At 74.5% G+C, this 13,624-nt stretch carries 13 protein-coding genes; 7 read left to right on the top strand and 6 right to left on the bottom strand.

Features of this window, described 5'->3' with window-relative positions; genetic code table 11:
* Nucleotides 1–85: 85 nt before the first annotated feature.
* From AB0C96_RS11685 to AB0C96_RS11705, 5 genes are all read right to left on the bottom strand, one after another.
* Nucleotides 86–1,342: a hypothetical protein gene (locus tag AB0C96_RS11685; protein ID WP_362916156.1), complete on the bottom strand. Its 1,257-nt coding sequence runs from the start codon at nucleotides 1,340–1,342 to the stop codon at nucleotides 86–88.
* Nucleotides 1,339–1,590 carry a hypothetical protein gene (locus AB0C96_RS11690; RefSeq protein WP_362916158.1) on the bottom strand — a complete coding sequence of 84 codons (252 nt, stop codon included), beginning with the start codon at nucleotides 1,588–1,590 and terminating at the stop codon, nucleotides 1,339–1,341. Before AB0C96_RS11690 ends, AB0C96_RS11685 begins: the two co-directional genes overlap by 4 nt.
* 80 nt (nucleotides 1,591–1,670) lie before the next feature.
* Nucleotides 1,671–3,566: a DUF3492 domain-containing protein gene (locus tag AB0C96_RS11695; RefSeq protein ID WP_362916160.1), complete on the bottom strand. Its 1,896-nt coding sequence runs from the start codon at nucleotides 3,564–3,566 to the stop codon at nucleotides 1,671–1,673.
* 270 nt (nucleotides 3,567–3,836) lie between these two features.
* Nucleotides 3,837–5,183, bottom strand: coding sequence for a DUF3152 domain-containing protein (locus tag AB0C96_RS11700; RefSeq protein ID WP_362916162.1), 1,347 nt, complete (start codon nucleotides 5,181–5,183; stop codon nucleotides 3,837–3,839).
* An 8-nt stretch (nucleotides 5,184–5,191) separates the two neighbouring features.
* Nucleotides 5,192–6,226: an alpha/beta hydrolase gene (locus tag AB0C96_RS11705; RefSeq protein ID WP_362916164.1), complete on the bottom strand. Its 1,035-nt coding sequence runs from the start codon at nucleotides 6,224–6,226 to the stop codon at nucleotides 5,192–5,194.
* 224 nt (nucleotides 6,227–6,450) lie between these two features.
* Between AB0C96_RS11705 and AB0C96_RS11710 the strand changes: the two genes are divergently transcribed.
* From AB0C96_RS11710 to AB0C96_RS11725, 4 genes are all read left to right on the top strand, one after another.
* On the top strand, nucleotides 6,451–6,669 hold the full coding sequence (locus AB0C96_RS11710; RefSeq protein ID WP_362916166.1) for a hypothetical protein: 219 nt from the start codon (nucleotides 6,451–6,453) through the stop codon (nucleotides 6,667–6,669).
* A gap of 148 nt (nucleotides 6,670–6,817) precedes the next feature.
* Entirely contained in the window at nucleotides 6,818–7,459 is a 642-nt protein-coding gene (locus AB0C96_RS11715) for a TetR/AcrR family transcriptional regulator (protein WP_362916168.1), read from the top strand.
* Nucleotides 7,460–7,602: 143 nt separating this feature from the next.
* Nucleotides 7,603–7,830 carry a DUF3107 domain-containing protein gene (locus tag AB0C96_RS11720; protein WP_362916170.1) on the top strand — a complete coding sequence of 76 codons (228 nt, stop codon included), beginning with the start codon at nucleotides 7,603–7,605 and terminating at the stop codon, nucleotides 7,828–7,830.
* Nucleotides 7,831–8,108: 278 nt separating this feature from the next.
* The gene (locus tag AB0C96_RS11725) at nucleotides 8,109–8,399 is read left to right on the top strand and encodes a hypothetical protein (protein WP_362916171.1); all 291 of its coding nucleotides are present in this window, start codon (nucleotides 8,109–8,111) and stop codon (nucleotides 8,397–8,399) included.
* 46 nt (nucleotides 8,400–8,445) lie between these two features.
* Here the strand turns inward: AB0C96_RS11725 and AB0C96_RS11730 are convergent, their stop codons facing one another.
* Nucleotides 8,446–9,183: a ferritin-like fold-containing protein gene (locus AB0C96_RS11730; RefSeq protein ID WP_084773624.1), complete on the bottom strand. Its 738-nt coding sequence runs from the start codon at nucleotides 9,181–9,183 to the stop codon at nucleotides 8,446–8,448.
* Nucleotides 9,184–9,617: 434 nt separating this feature from the next.
* Here AB0C96_RS11730 and AB0C96_RS11735 point away from each other — a divergent pair, with 434 nt between their 5' ends.
* From AB0C96_RS11735 to AB0C96_RS11745, 3 genes are all read left to right on the top strand, one after another.
* Entirely contained in the window at nucleotides 9,618–11,741 is a 2,124-nt protein-coding gene (locus AB0C96_RS11735; protein ID WP_362916209.1) for a DEAD/DEAH box helicase, read from the top strand.
* A 101-nt stretch (nucleotides 11,742–11,842) separates the two neighbouring features.
* On the top strand, nucleotides 11,843–12,709 hold the full coding sequence (locus tag AB0C96_RS11740) for an alpha/beta fold hydrolase (protein ID WP_362916173.1): 867 nt from the start codon (nucleotides 11,843–11,845) through the stop codon (nucleotides 12,707–12,709).
* A 118-nt stretch (nucleotides 12,710–12,827) separates the two neighbouring features.
* On the top strand, nucleotides 12,828–13,289 hold the full coding sequence (locus AB0C96_RS11745; RefSeq protein ID WP_362916175.1) for an SRPBCC domain-containing protein: 462 nt from the start codon (nucleotides 12,828–12,830) through the stop codon (nucleotides 13,287–13,289).
* Nucleotides 13,290–13,624 lie beyond the last annotated feature (335 nt).

Genomic DNA, 13,624 nt, shown 5'->3' on the forward strand with positions numbered 1-13,624 from the left:
TCGGGGTGCCGCTCCGGGGGTGGTGCGGGACGGGGGTGCCCGTGTGAGGGTGTGGGACGTTCGGGGCGGGCGGGCGTCGGAAGGGTCACGGCCGGTGCGCCTTTCCCGACCCGGCCGGGGCCGGCGAGTGCGCACAGGCGCCGGTGAGCGCCCGCAGGCCGTGGACGAGGAGGACCAGGGCGGCCGCCGTGCAGGCCACGGCGGGGACCGCGGCCGGTCCCGCGGTGGTGGTCAGCGCCTCGACCGGAAGGTCGAGCGGGGCCAGGCCGGGGAGCCGGGCGATCAGCACCAGGGCCAGGGCGAGCGCCTCCAGGACCGCGGCCGAGGCCAGGCCCGCCGTGGCCGCCTCGGGGAAGCCGTGGAGGGTCAGCAGCCGGGCGAGGAAGAGCAGCAGGCCGACCGCGGCGGCGGCCACCGCCGCGGTGGCGCCCCCGTCGCCCTCGCCGAGGACCACCCCCGCCACCAGGAGCAGCGCGGCCAGCGCGCCCAGGAAGAGCAGGGTGGCGGCGAGCAGCAGCGGCCGTACCCGGGCGGCGAACTCCGCGAGGCCGCGGCTGGCGGCCAGGCCGCGCCGCCCGCGCACCGCGAACCAGCGGGCGCAGCCGGCCGCGGGGAGGACGGCGAGGGAGAGCGCCACGGCGGTGGCGACGGCGGCCCGCGGATGGACATCCGGCAGGTCGGGGCCGCCGCTGAGCAGCTGGCCGAGCAGCCAGTCGCCGTACACCGCGTAGCCGGCGGTCCAGCAGACCCACAGGCCGGCGGTCCGCGAGGGGGCGCCGTGGTGGCGCGGCCGCAGCGGTCCGGCCCGTACGGCGAGCCGGACGGCGAGCACGAGCAGCGCCGCACCGACGGCACCGACGGCCAGGTGGAACAGGGGAGTCACCTCGTCACCGGCCGAGGCGAGGGCGGTGACGGTGGCGAGGCAGACGGCGCCGGGCAGCAGGTGCAGCGCGGCGCCGCGCCCGCCCCACCCCCGGACCCGCCCGGAACGTTCCTGGGGGGAGGAGGCGGGAGGACAGGTCCGTTGCCCGGCCGCGGGCCGGTCGGCGGACTCGGCCCGCGGGACCCGGGCGTAGAGCTCCTCGGCCAGCGAGAAGACGTCGCGGTGCCGGAAGCGGGCGGCGGTGCGGTCGGTGACGCCGTGGGCCTCCAGCCCGGCGGCGATCTCCAGGGGGTCGACGGCGTGCGCGCAGAGCTTCTGGTGACGGTGCATCAGCACCCGTACCGGGTCGGCGGGGCCGCGGCGAGCGGGGCGGGCGGCGGCGTCCCTGCGGGGTGCCGCGTCCCGCTCCGCGGCGCGGCCCGCGGCGGCTCGGGCGGGGCCCTCGTCGGTGGCGGTCATGCGCCCTCCCCCGCAGCCGGGGTCCCGGTACGGCCGTGCCGGTCGGGGCGGGCGGCGCCGCCTGACGGCACAGCCGTGCCGGCCGGGGCGGTACGGCCGCCCGCGTACGCCGGGCCGTCGGCGCGGCCGCGGCGCCGGAGGCCGTCACGGTTGCCGGCGTGCGCCACATCGGCCATGCCAGTCACCAGGGCCACGCCCACCACCCCCATCGCACACATCACATCCAGCACACCGGTCAGCACTGCCATCTCCCTCACACTGATCACGCTCCCGCGGCCACGGCTGGGAGGGCCCCCAGCCCGTCGCCGTGCCGTCCCTGCCCCATCGGTCACCGCGCCCCTTCGACGCCGGCCTCCCCCAAGGGCCTTCGGCGGTCCCCCGGTTCCGACGTCGTTCGACCGGGGGCACCCCCATCGGCCCAGGGGGGACGCCCGTCCCCGGCCCCGCCGGCCGGCACCGGTTCCGCGGCCCGCCGCGCCCCCTCCGGCACCGCCCAGCTCGGTGTCCGCCCGGCCGGCGCACCGGCCTTGGCAGCGCCGCCGGACGCGGCCCAGCGGCCGGGGACATGGGCCTCGGGCGGCCGGTCGAAGGGCTGCGGTACACCCTGTGCGTCCCGCCCACGGTCATCGGCCGGGCGGGCCGGGGCGTGCGAGATCAGCTCCAGGTAGAGGCCGCGGAAGGCCGCGACGTTCTGCTCGACGGTGAAGAGTTCGAGCGCCCGCGCCCGGGCGGCGGCGCCCAGCCGTGCCCTGCGGTCCGGGTCGCCGAGCAGCGCGCGGCAGGCCTCGGCGAGCGCGCGCGGGTTGCGCGGCGGGACGACCAGGCCGGTTCCGCCGATGACTTCGCAGACCGCGCCGGCATCGGTGGACACCGTGGCCCGGCCGCAGAACATCGCCTCCACCAGGGAGCGCGGGAAGCCCTCGATGACGCTGGAGAGCACCACGACGGCACCGGAGGCGTAGGCGTCCTCCAGGGTCGGCACGTCGGGGCTGCCGATCTCCTCGAAGCTGACCGGGTTCTCACCGACGGTGCGGTCGTCGGCCGCCTCGTCGGGGAAGAGCTGGGCGGCCAGCGCCCGGCAGTGCGCGAGGTATCCGGGCGCCCGGGGGTCACGGCCCACCCCGCCGATGATCCGCAAGGTGGCCTCCGGCTCGGCCCTGCGGACCTCGGCGAACGCGTGCAGCAGCGCCACCAGGTCCTTCGCCGGCTCTACGGCACCGACCCACACCAGCGTCTTGGAGTCGTCGGCCGGGGCGTCCGCGACGGCGGTGAAGGGGCCGGCGTCCATGCCGGGGTAGACGGTGCGCAGCCGGTCGCGGTCGGCGCCGCAACGCTCCTGCCAGCGTCGGGCGTGGGTGTTGCCGGGGGTGATCAGGGCGGCCTGGGCGTAGGTCTCGGCGGCCAACGCGCCCTGGAACGCGGCGAGCAGGGCCCGCACGGGGACGCTCAACGGCGCCGCGGCGCGCGCCAGATAGTGCTCGCGCAGCCGTACGCCGTACTCGGTGACCAGGAGCGGAGTACCGAAGAAGCGTTTGGCCAACAGTCCGGGGAGGGCCGCCGCACCGCCGGAGGCGGCGTGGCAGAGGTCCACGGCGTCGAGGCCCGGGGCGTCCCGGTCGCCGTACCAGTCCAACGACAGCGGGCGCAGCGCGAGTTCGAGCTGTTCGGCGACCGCCAGCAGGTCGCTGACCTGGGCGCCGTGGGCGGCGGGCAGCGTATGGGGGCCGTGGCAGGCGGCCTCCAGCGTGCGGACGGCGTCCTCGGAGCGGAGCAGGGCGGGCAGTCCGCCGTGCTCCCGGGCCCGTTCGGCGAGCCCGTAGAGACCGCTGGCGAAACGGTCCGCCTTGCTGGTCAGCGCAGGGCCGGGGGCTCCGTCCGGGGCCGGCGGCCCGCTTCCGGGCGGGGCCGCGGCGAAGGCCGTCACCAGGTCGCCGAAGTGCTCGGTGAACCGGCGCCGTGCGCGCCGTCCGGGGGCGCGGCCCCGGCGTTCCTCGGCGGTCCGGTGGTGCTCGGCGGGGAAGTCGCCCCACAGGGGCGCGCTGCGCACCGTGCGGACGTGGTCCGGCAGGCCGCGCCGTGGGCACGGCTCCTCGCGGGCCCGGGTGCTCAGGGCGTAGACCTCGAAGTCATGGCCGGTGAGCCCGCGCACGAGCCGGTCGCACCACGCGTGCGACTCACCGGACGCATGCGGGTAGCCACCCTCGGTGAGCAGTCCAACGCGCACGGCTGCACCCCCGTCCTCCCTTGTCGACGTCCCCGGCGACGGGGGTCCCCCGGGCCGGAGCCCGTCGAAGGCCCTTGGGGGCGACCGCACCGCCGTCACCTGCAGGAAGAAGCTATGCAAAAGGGCCGGTGGCGCGATGGACGGTTGTCCATCGCGCCACCGGAAGGGGTGAAAGCACGTAACTTTCCGCCCCTAAGGGCGTTTCGGCGCGCTATGCGTCACGACCCGCGCGGCGGCCCGGAGCCGGCGCCGCTCCGCGGCCCGGCCGGCTCACCGCTGAGTGGGGAACGGCCAGGAGTTGGGGCGGCAGGTCACACCGTCCGTCGTCAGGAACTTCGTCTGCTGCATCATCACCGGGGCCAGTGCGCCCTGCCGGGAACAGACCTCGTGGTTGTGGCCGAGCCGGTGGCCGACCTCGTGATTGATCAGCATCTGGCGGTAGGCGAGCATCTTGTCGGGCCCGTAGGTCTTGGCCCCCTGTGCCCACCGGTAGGCGTTGATCATGACGCGGTCGGTCGCCGCCGAGTCGCAGGAGACGTTGTCCTCGGTGGTGTCGAGACCGGACTTGGCACACCACTTCCCGGTGGTGACCGGGCTCGCCAGGGTGATCACGAAGTCGGCGGGCCCGGAGGCCACTCGCTGGAAGGTCCGCGCTCCGCCGTGCGCCCAACTCCGGTCGTCGTTCAGGGTCTTGTGGACCGCCTCGGCGAACAGCGCGCCGTCCAGCGGCAGCCCCTCCTCGATGTCGACGCGGTAGCGCAGCACCTTGCCGTGCCCGGGCGCCTTGGCGTCGCCGCCGACCGGCCGGAACCGCCCGCTGGCCGCCAGGTCCGCCGCCAGCGGGAAGCGCTGCGACATCTTCTCGTCGTAGCCGGCGGGTTTGGCGTCCTGGGTGGGCCTGTGCTGTGACCTGGAGGCCTCGTCGCCGCCGTCGGTGCGGTCGTTGCCGCTGCGCGGCTGCGGGTCGCCGCCGTCCTTGTGCTGCTCGGCGACCTGGCCCGCGATGACGACGGCGAGCACGGTGGTCACCGCCGCGGCGGCCGCTCCGGTCAACGTCCGGCCCTTGCCGCCCTTCTTCGCGTCGTACCGCACGTCCTGCGCGCCGGGGTCGTCGCCCTCGCCGGGCGCCTCGGCCCCGAGGGCGGGTTCGCCGTCCAGCGGCCCGTCGGCCGGGTCCGCCGGGTTCCGGTCGAAGACCACCGATCGCCCCGTGAAGCGCCCGCCCGGCGCCCCGCGCGCATCGGGCGCACCGGCCCGGAAGACGTTGTCGTCCTCGTCGACGCCCCCGTCGAAGGCCGCCACGTAGTCGCGGCGCGGGCCCGGTCCGCCGCCCGGCGCGGCGAGCGGCCGGGTGCCGGACATCTCCGTCCGCGGCCGGGGAATCCGCGGTCCGGTCTGCCCGGCCGGCATCGGGGACGGTGTCGTTGTCGGGAACTCGCCCCAGCCACCGCCCGGTTCGCGCTGTTCGGGGTGCCCGCCGCGCACCGTGTCGCCCTCCACCGGCTCGCGCCGGCGGCGCCCCGAGCCCGGTCCGGGCACCCGCGCTCCGGGCGGTACGGCCGTCTCCGGTGCGTCGGTTGCGCTCTCCGGCCGTCCTCGGCGGCTATGGCGTCCCACGAGGCGTGTCAGCTCCTGCCCGCATCGGCGATCTCATCGGTCACGTCGGAGTCGAGCAGGTCGCGGACGGCCCGCGCCACCGCCTCCGGGTACTCCATCATCGCCACGTGCCCCGCCTCCGGCAGTGTCAGCAGCCGCGAACCGCGGAACGCCGCGGCCGCCCGCCGCGCCATCCGGACGGAGACCAGGCGGTCGCGTCCACCGTAGACGAGAAGGGTGGGGGCGAGCACCCGCTCTGCCTGACGCCACAAATTGTGCTGCCCGCCGAGCGTGTAGGAGTTCACCAGACCCCGCGCCGAGCGCTCCATCACGTCCCAGAAGTACGGGAGTTGGAGCCGCCTGGCGTACTCGTCGACCGCGGAGTTGAACCCTTCCGGGGTGACCCGGGCGGGGTCGCCGTAACAGAGCGCCAGCACCTCGCGGGTGCGGCGCTCGGGCGTCCAGTCCCGGGTGAGCCGGCCGAAGAGCCCGGCGACGCCGGGGACGGCGAGCAGCGCGGTGGGCACCGCCGTCAGCTGCGGCCGCAGCTCGGGCAGCGCCGGCGAGATCAGGGTGAGGGTGCGGACCAGGTCCGGGCGCGCGGCCGCGACCCGGGTCGTCGCCGCGCCGCCCATCGAGTTGCCGATGAGGTGCACGGGGCCGCGGCCGGCCGCGTCGAGGTAGCCGATGACCGCGCGCGCCTGCGCGGAGACGGAGTAGTTGCCGTCCTCCGGCGGCGGCGAGTGCCCGAAACCGGGCAGGTCGATCGCCTCGCCGTCCACCCGGTCGGCGAGCAGCGACATCAGGGCGGACCAGTTCTGTGAGGAGCCGCCGAGGCCGTGGACGTAGAGCGCGGGTTCACGGGCCGGCCCGGCGCCGGCGTCGCCCGTGCCGTCCACCGCGGCCAGGTGCCCGTCCGGTGTCCGCACGGCCAGCGTGAGGCCCGACAGGGTCACGGTGCGGACCGTCTCCACCGCGCCGCGCCCGCCGGGGCCGGCCGGCGGCACCGGGAGAGCGGAGGTTGCGGTGTCCGGCGACCCGGTCGAAGGCGGCGACGAAGACATGGGGTCGATGTTACGAGACGATCACGCCCCCGATCGTGTGTTCGCCGTCACACACCGCATCGCGCCGTCGCGGCGGCTCTCCTAGGCTCGTAGGCAAGGGCAGCCGCCCCGGCCCCGCTTTTCAGCCAGGCACCAGCCGGCCCAGCCGACACCGCGAGACCGTGAGAGGGCCCAGAAGGCCCGGAGAGCTCAGAAAGCCCGAAAAGCCCAGAAAGGCAGCCACCATGCGCGTCGACCCGACAGACCCGGACACCTTTGAGGACGAGAGCGACGCCACCGAGTTCGACGTGGAGGCGCCGGAGGCGGACGCCGCGGAGCAGTACGCCGAGCTCGCCCCGCAACGCGACGACTCGCTGACTCGCATCGACCCGGGGGCGGCGAACGAGGCGGATCTCGCCGAGCAGGCGCGGGTCGTGGAGCTCAACGAAGACGAATACCGATGACCTGGGACGTTATGTCTGATTGCACAAACGGTCCCGGGCAGAATTTCTCGCCCCAGGCCGCGCACAGCGTCGTTACCCAAAAGTACGATGGCGGGCGCGGTGCACCACCTTGTACTGGCCGCGTACGGAACGACTTCTGGGAGGCAGCGTGAGCGCCATCGAGCAGACCGAGGCGGCACGCCCGCGGGGCACACGCCTGCCACGCCGCGCCCGACGCAACCAGCTCCTGGGCGCGGCCCAGGAAGTGTTCGTCGCACAGGGCTACCACGCGGCCGCGATGGACGACATCGCCGAGCGGGCGGGCGTCAGCAAGCCGGTGCTCTACCAACACTTCCCGGGCAAGCTGGACCTGTACCTCGCCCTGCTGGACCAGCACTGCGAGTCGCTGCTCCAGTCGGTGCGCTCCGCGCTGGAGTCGACGACCGACAACAAGCAGCGGGTCGCGGCGACGATGGACGCCTACTTCGCGTACGTGGAGGACCCGGGCGGCGCCTTCCGGCTGGTCTTCGAGTCGGACCTGACCAACGAGCCGGCGGTCCGCGAGCGGGTCGACAAGGTGTCGCTGGAGTGCGCCGAGGCCATCAGCGCGGTGATCGCCGAGGACACCGGCCTCTCGCAGGACGAGTCGATGCTGCTCGCCGTGGGCCTGGGCGGGGTCTCCCAGGTGGTGGCGCGCTACTGGCTGTCGTCCGGGAGCCAGGTCCCCCGGGACACCGCGGTGGCGTTGCTGACCTCGCTCGCGTGGAAGGGCATCGCCGGCTTCCCGCTGCACGGCAGCGACACGCACTGACCGTGTTCGCTGCTGGCGTGGTGCGAGGCGTCCTGTGCGTCCCCGTACCGGGCTAATGTGTGCTGCGTACGGCGCGGATGGCCGCGCACCCTCCCCCAGCTAGCGCTGGGGGCACCCCCAGACCATCGGAGGGAACAGAAGCCGTGGAGGTCAAGATCGGCGTGCAGCACGCACCCCGCGAGATCGTTCTGGAGAGCGGGCAGTCTGCCGAAGAGGTCGAGCGCGCGGTGTCCGATGCGCTGGCCGGCAAGTCGGAGCTGCTGAAGCTGGTGGACGAACACGGCCGCAAGGTCCTGGTCCCGGCGGACCGGCTGGCCTATGTGGAGCTCGGCGAGCCGTCCGGCCGCAAGGTCGGTTTCGGCGCGCTCTGACCGGAAGGGTGCCGGCCGCGGCACCCTGCATCCGATGCGGACGAGGGCGGCGGCCCGGGGGGATATGCCCTCCGGGCCGTCGCCCTTTCGCAGTTCAGTCCGTTCGGGTCGGCCCGGCTGAGCTGATCAGGCAGGTGATCCGGGACGGGAGGGTTGCTGCCGCGACCCCTTGGGTACGACCGCCTACGACCCATTTGTTCGTCCGATCGGCCCGTCGGCGGCGGCACTGCGGCAGCAGCGTCGACGCGCGGGCAGACCGGCACGCGGGAGGGAAGAGCATGATCTGGGAAGCGCTCGGAGCCGCACTCATCGGCTTCGCCATCGCCCTGTCCGCCACGCGCTGGCTGCCCGACCGCTTCCCCTCGCGCGCCCTCACGCTGGCGACGGGCCCGGTCGCGGCGCTGCTCGGCGCCCTGCTGACCCGCTCGATCCTCGGCCCCGGACACCCCGTCCAGGTGATGGTCGCCGCGGTCCTGGTGGGCGCGGCCCTGCTCTCGGTCCTGGTGCGGCCCTCGCACCACCGTCTTCGGCGGCCGGCGACGCCCCTGAAGGGGCACCGGACGGCCTGAACCGACCGGCGCGCCCGTCAGGCGGCGTCCGTATGTCCGGCCGGCGTCAGGCCGCCAGCCCCAGTGCCGCCATCCGCTTGGTGTGCGCCTCGGTGATCCGGGAGAACATCCGGCCCACCTCCGCCAGGTCGAAGCCGTCGGCGACGCCGCCGACCAGCATCGTGGAGAGCGCGTCGCGGTCCGCGACCACCCGCTGGGCCTGCGAGAGCGCCTCACCCATCAGCCGCCGCGCCCACAGCGCCAGCCGTCCGCCGACCCGCGGCTCGGCCTCGATGGCCGCGCGCACCTTCTCGACGGCGAAGGACGCGTGCCCGGTGTCGTCCAGCACGGCCAGCACCAGGTCACGGGTGTCGGAGTCCAGCCTCGCTGCGACCTCGCGGTAGAAGTCACTCGCGATCGAGTCGCCCACGTACGCCTTGACCAGGCCCTCCAGCCAGTCCGACGGCGCGGTCTGGCGGTGGAACTCGTCCAGGGCGGCGGCGAACGGCTCCATCGCCTCGTTCGGCTCCGCCTCGATCTGCGCGAGCCGCTCCCGCAGCCGCTCGAAGTGGTGGAACTCGGCCGAGGCCATCTTGGCCAGCTCGGCCTTGTCGTCCATCGTCGGCGCGAGCTTGGCGTCCTCCGCCAGGCGCTCGAAGGCGGACAGCTCGCCGTACGCGAGCGCGCCCAGCAGATCGATCACGGCGGCCCGGTACTGCGGGTCGGCGGATGCCTGCGCCCAGTCCTGGGCGGCGATCCCGGTGTGTTCTTGCGCGTCAGCCGCGGCGTTGTCAGGCGTTCCCATGACCGGCACAATAGCCCGCCCGACGCCCGGGGGAAGGCCCTGGTCAGCCACTTCCGTTCCCTCGTACGAACGGCGTTCGGAGCCGCCGGCGGGCGGCCCGCGCGGACGTGATGTATTCCTCACTCATACACGCCTTCGGATGGGTACGCGGTATCCGGGGTACAGTGGTATTGGACCTGCCGGTAACCGGTGGGTCGTTCCACGAAGCGGATGCCCGGTCGGTGGCCCGATCGGCTCCAAACCGACCGCCCTGCTCCGCGGCGCGTACGTGACGTACGCATTGCGGGAGGGACACCGCTCGCGGCACGAGTGCCTGGGCGTTGGCAGTGGTCCCGCCCCACCGGCCGCCATCAGGCCGGCTCCGTACGAAGCCGTACGACGGAGCGGTACGACCCCCTTCGCCGCCTCACGCCGCGTCTCACAGAAGAGGCAAGATCCTGTCTACGTTTCGAGACCTTGGGATTTTCCCCGAGACGGCCGAAGCCCTTGAGGCCGTCGGCATCATCTCCCCCTTTCCCATCCAGGAGCTGACGCTCCCCGTCGCCCTCTCCGGCAACGACGTCATCGGCCAGGCCAAGACCGGCACGGGCAAGACCCTGGGCTTCGGCCTGCCGCTCATCGAGCGCGTCACGGTCCCCGCGGACGTCGAGGCGGGCCGCTCGCAGCCCGAGCAGCTGACCGAGGCGCCGCAGGCCCTCGTCGTCGTCCCCACCCGCGAGCTGTGCCAGCAGGTCACCAACGATCTGCTCACCGCCGGCAAGGTCCGTAACGTCCGGGTCCTGGCGATCTACGGCGGTCGGGCCTACGAGCCGCAGGTCGAGGCGCTGAAGAAGGGCGTCGACGTGGTCGTCGGCACGCCCGGCCGGCTGCTGGACCTCGCGGGCCAGAAGAAGCTGGACCTCTCGCAGGTGCGCACCCTCGTTCTGGACGAGGCCGACGAGATGCTCGACCTGGGCTTCCTGCCCGACGTCGAGAAGATCATCCAGCTGCTGCCGGCCAAGCGGCAGACCATGCTGTTCTCCGCGACGATGCCCGGCCAGGTCATCTCGCTGGCCCGCCGCTACATGTCGCAGCCCACCCACATCCGCGCCACCGCGCCGGACGACGAGGGCGCGACGGTCGCCAACATCACCCAGCACGTCTTCCGCGCGCACTCCATGGACAAGCCGGAGATGGTCGCGCGCATCCTTCAGGCCGAGGGCCGGGGCCTGGCGATGGTGTTCTGCCGGACGAAGCGGACCGCCGCCGACATCGCCGACCAGCTCTCCCGGCGCGGCTTCGCGTCCGGCGCGGTCCACGGCGACCTCGGCCAGGGCGCCCGCGAGCAGGCGCTGCGCGCCTTCCGCAACGGCAAGGTCGACGTCCTGGTCTGCACCGACGTCGCCGCCCGCGGAATCGACGTCGAAGGCGTCACGCACGTCATCAACTACCAGTCCCCCGAGGACGAGAAGACCTACCTGCACCGCATCGGCCGCACCGGCCGGGCCGGCGCCAAGGGCACCGCGGTCACCCTCGTCGACTGGGATGACATCCCGCGCTGGAAGCTGATCAACAAGGCGCTGGAGCTGCCGTTCGACGAGCCGGAGGAGACCTACTCCACCTCGCCGCACCTCTACGAGCAGCTGAACATCCCCGAGGGCACCAAGGGCGTCCTGCCGCGCGCCGAGCGCACCCGGGCCGGCCTCGCCGCGGAAGAGGTCGAGGACCTCGGTGAGACCGGTGGCCGCGGCCGTGGTCCCCGCCGCGGCAGCACGGCCGAGGAGGAGCGCCCCACCCGCACCCGTACCCCGCGGCAGCGTCGCCGTACCCGCGGCGGCACCCCGCTGGACGGCCCGGCCGCCGAGGCCACGGAGGCGCTGGACGCTGCCGAGGGCACCGCGGACACCGAGGCCGCCTCCGGTCCCCGTCAGCCGCGCCGCCGTCGGCGCACCCGCAGCGGCCAGTCCGCCGGGGTGCCGGTCGCGGGAGCGGAGGCCACCGAGGCCGCGCCGGTCGCCGCCGAGGTGACCGAGGAGGCCGCCGAGGCTCCGGCCGCACCCGCCAAGCCGCGCCGCCGTCGCACCCGGGCCGCCCGCCCGGTGGCCGCGGACGCCGTCGAGGCGGTCACCGCCTCCGAGGCCGCGGTGGACGCGGTCGACACGGCGGAAGGCCCGGCGGTCGCCACCGAGGCTCCGGCCGCCAAGCCGCGCCGCCGGACCCGCAGCAAGGCCGCCGAGGTGACGGACAGCGCGCCCGAGGCCGCGGCGGACGCCCCGGCGAAGCCGAAGCGGACCCGTAAGGCCGCCGCGGCCAAGCCTGCGGCCGAGAGCGCCGTCGAGACCGCCGAGGGCACCGAGACCGCACCGGCCAAGCCCAAGCGGACGCGGAAGACCGCCGCCGCGAAGGCCGCCGTGGACGCTCCCGCGGCGGACGCCCCGGCGAAGCCGAAGCGCACCCGTAAGGCCGCCGCGGCCAAGCCTGCGGCGGATGCGGCCGAGGCCACCGAGGCCACCGAGGCCAAGCCGGTCCGCCGCCGGACCCGCAAGGCCGCCGCTGCCGAGGTCACGCCCGAGAGCTGACCCCGGCCCGACGCCGAACGGCCCGGCCCCGCTCCCCGCGGGTGCCGGGCCGTTCGGCGTCCCGGCCCGGTTTCGCCGCCCGGCCCGGATAATCTCGACCCATGAGCAGGCCGCCCACCCTCACGCTGCCCCCGTGCGCCCGCGCGTACCAACTCGACACCGACCGCGGTGCCTTCGCCGTGCACGACGCCCGGCCCGAGGGCGCGCCGATCGGGACCGCGCTGCTGGTGCCCGGCTTCACCGGCAGCAAGGAGGACTTCATCGCCTTGCTGGAGCCGCTCGCCACGGCCGGCTTCCGGGCGGTCGCGGTGGACGGCCGCGGTCAGCACGAATCGACCGGACCGCACGACGAACACGCTTATGTGCAAAGCGAGTTGGCGCTCGACGTACTGGCCCAGGCGCGCGCCGTGCAGCAGCCCGCCGGCGGCCCGCTGCACCTGCTGGGCCACTCCCTGGGTGGGCTGATCACCCGGGCCGCGGTCCTGGTCGACGCCACCCCGTTCCGTTCGCTGACCGTACTGAGCTCCGGCCCGGCGGCCATCGACGCCGCCCAGCAGGCCCGGGTGCGGATGCTGATCGACGCGCTCGGCACGCTCGACATGGAGAGCGTCTGGCGGGCGATGCGCGAGCTGGATCCCCCGGAGGCGGCCGACAGCGCGACGCCCCCGGAGATCGGCGCATTCCTGCACCGCCGTTGGCTGAACACCGTCCCCGAGCAGCTGATCGCGACCGGCCGGCAGATGCTGGACGAGCCCGACCGGGTGACCGAGCTGGCCCGCACGGGGCTGCCCGTCCACGTGGTCTCCGGGGCCGTGGACTACGCCTGGCCGGTGCCGTGGATGGACGCCATGGCCGACCGGCTGACCGCCCGCCGCACCGTCGTCGAGGGCGCCGAGCACTCCCCCAACGCCGAGCGCCCGGAGAAGACCGCGGAGGCGCTGGCCGGGTTCTGGAGCGGGGCGGCGTAGCGGGCTCGGCCGGGCGGGCGGTGTCGTCAGGACAGCGCCGGGCCGCTGGGCGAGCATCGAAGAGGCGGGCGGCCACCGGGCGCCCCGCCGGCAACAGCTTCGCACGAAGGGCCCGACCATGACCGAGACCCCCCAGGACGACCCGCACGGCATCGCGCTCACCCGCACCTTCGACGCCCACCGCGAGCTTGTCTTCGAGGCCTGGACGACGCCCGGACACTTCGCGTACTGGTTCGGCGGCGAGCTGACCGTGCCCGCCGACCGGCTGACGATGGACGTCCGGCCGGGCGGCACCTGGAGCCTGGTCATGCGCACCCCGGACGGCACCGAGCTGCCGTTCTCCGGCGTCTACCGCGAGGTCGCGCCCCCCGAGCGACTGGAGTTCACGCTCAACGACACGCCCGCACCCAGGAGTTCCGAGGGCGCACTGGTCCGGATCACCCTGACCGACATAGGAGACCGCACGCAGATGGCCTTCCGCCAACTAGGCGGCAACCTGACCGCCGAGCAGTACGAACAGGCGGAGGCCGGCTGGACGGACTTCTTCAACCGCCTCTCCGAGTTGCTGGCCAGGGCCTAGGCGGCCGGCGTTCTCCCCACGTTTTTGGCTTTCCCGCCGTGGTGGTTTGTCGCCGTTGCGCCTGCGGCGGGCGTGGGTGTTGTCGGGTGCGGTGACGGGCCTCCGGGGCAGGGGTTCCGGACTGCTTCGCTTTACGTCCGGAACCCCTGCCCCTCCGGCCCGTCCCCTCCCGTGAGTGGGTGAGAGGCCGGTGGGGGCGGGCATCGTCTGTCGACTGCCGGCAGGGGACCACTCGTGTCCACCCCCACCGGTCTCCTTCCTTCCCACCCACGGGAGGGGACGGGCCGGAGGGGCCTGGTGTGTGGACGTAAAGCGAAGCAGTCCACACACCAGGC

This window comes from Streptomyces sp. NPDC048506, from assembly GCF_040651315.1.
Lineage (GTDB): Bacteria > Actinomycetota > Actinomycetes > Streptomycetales > Streptomycetaceae > Streptomyces.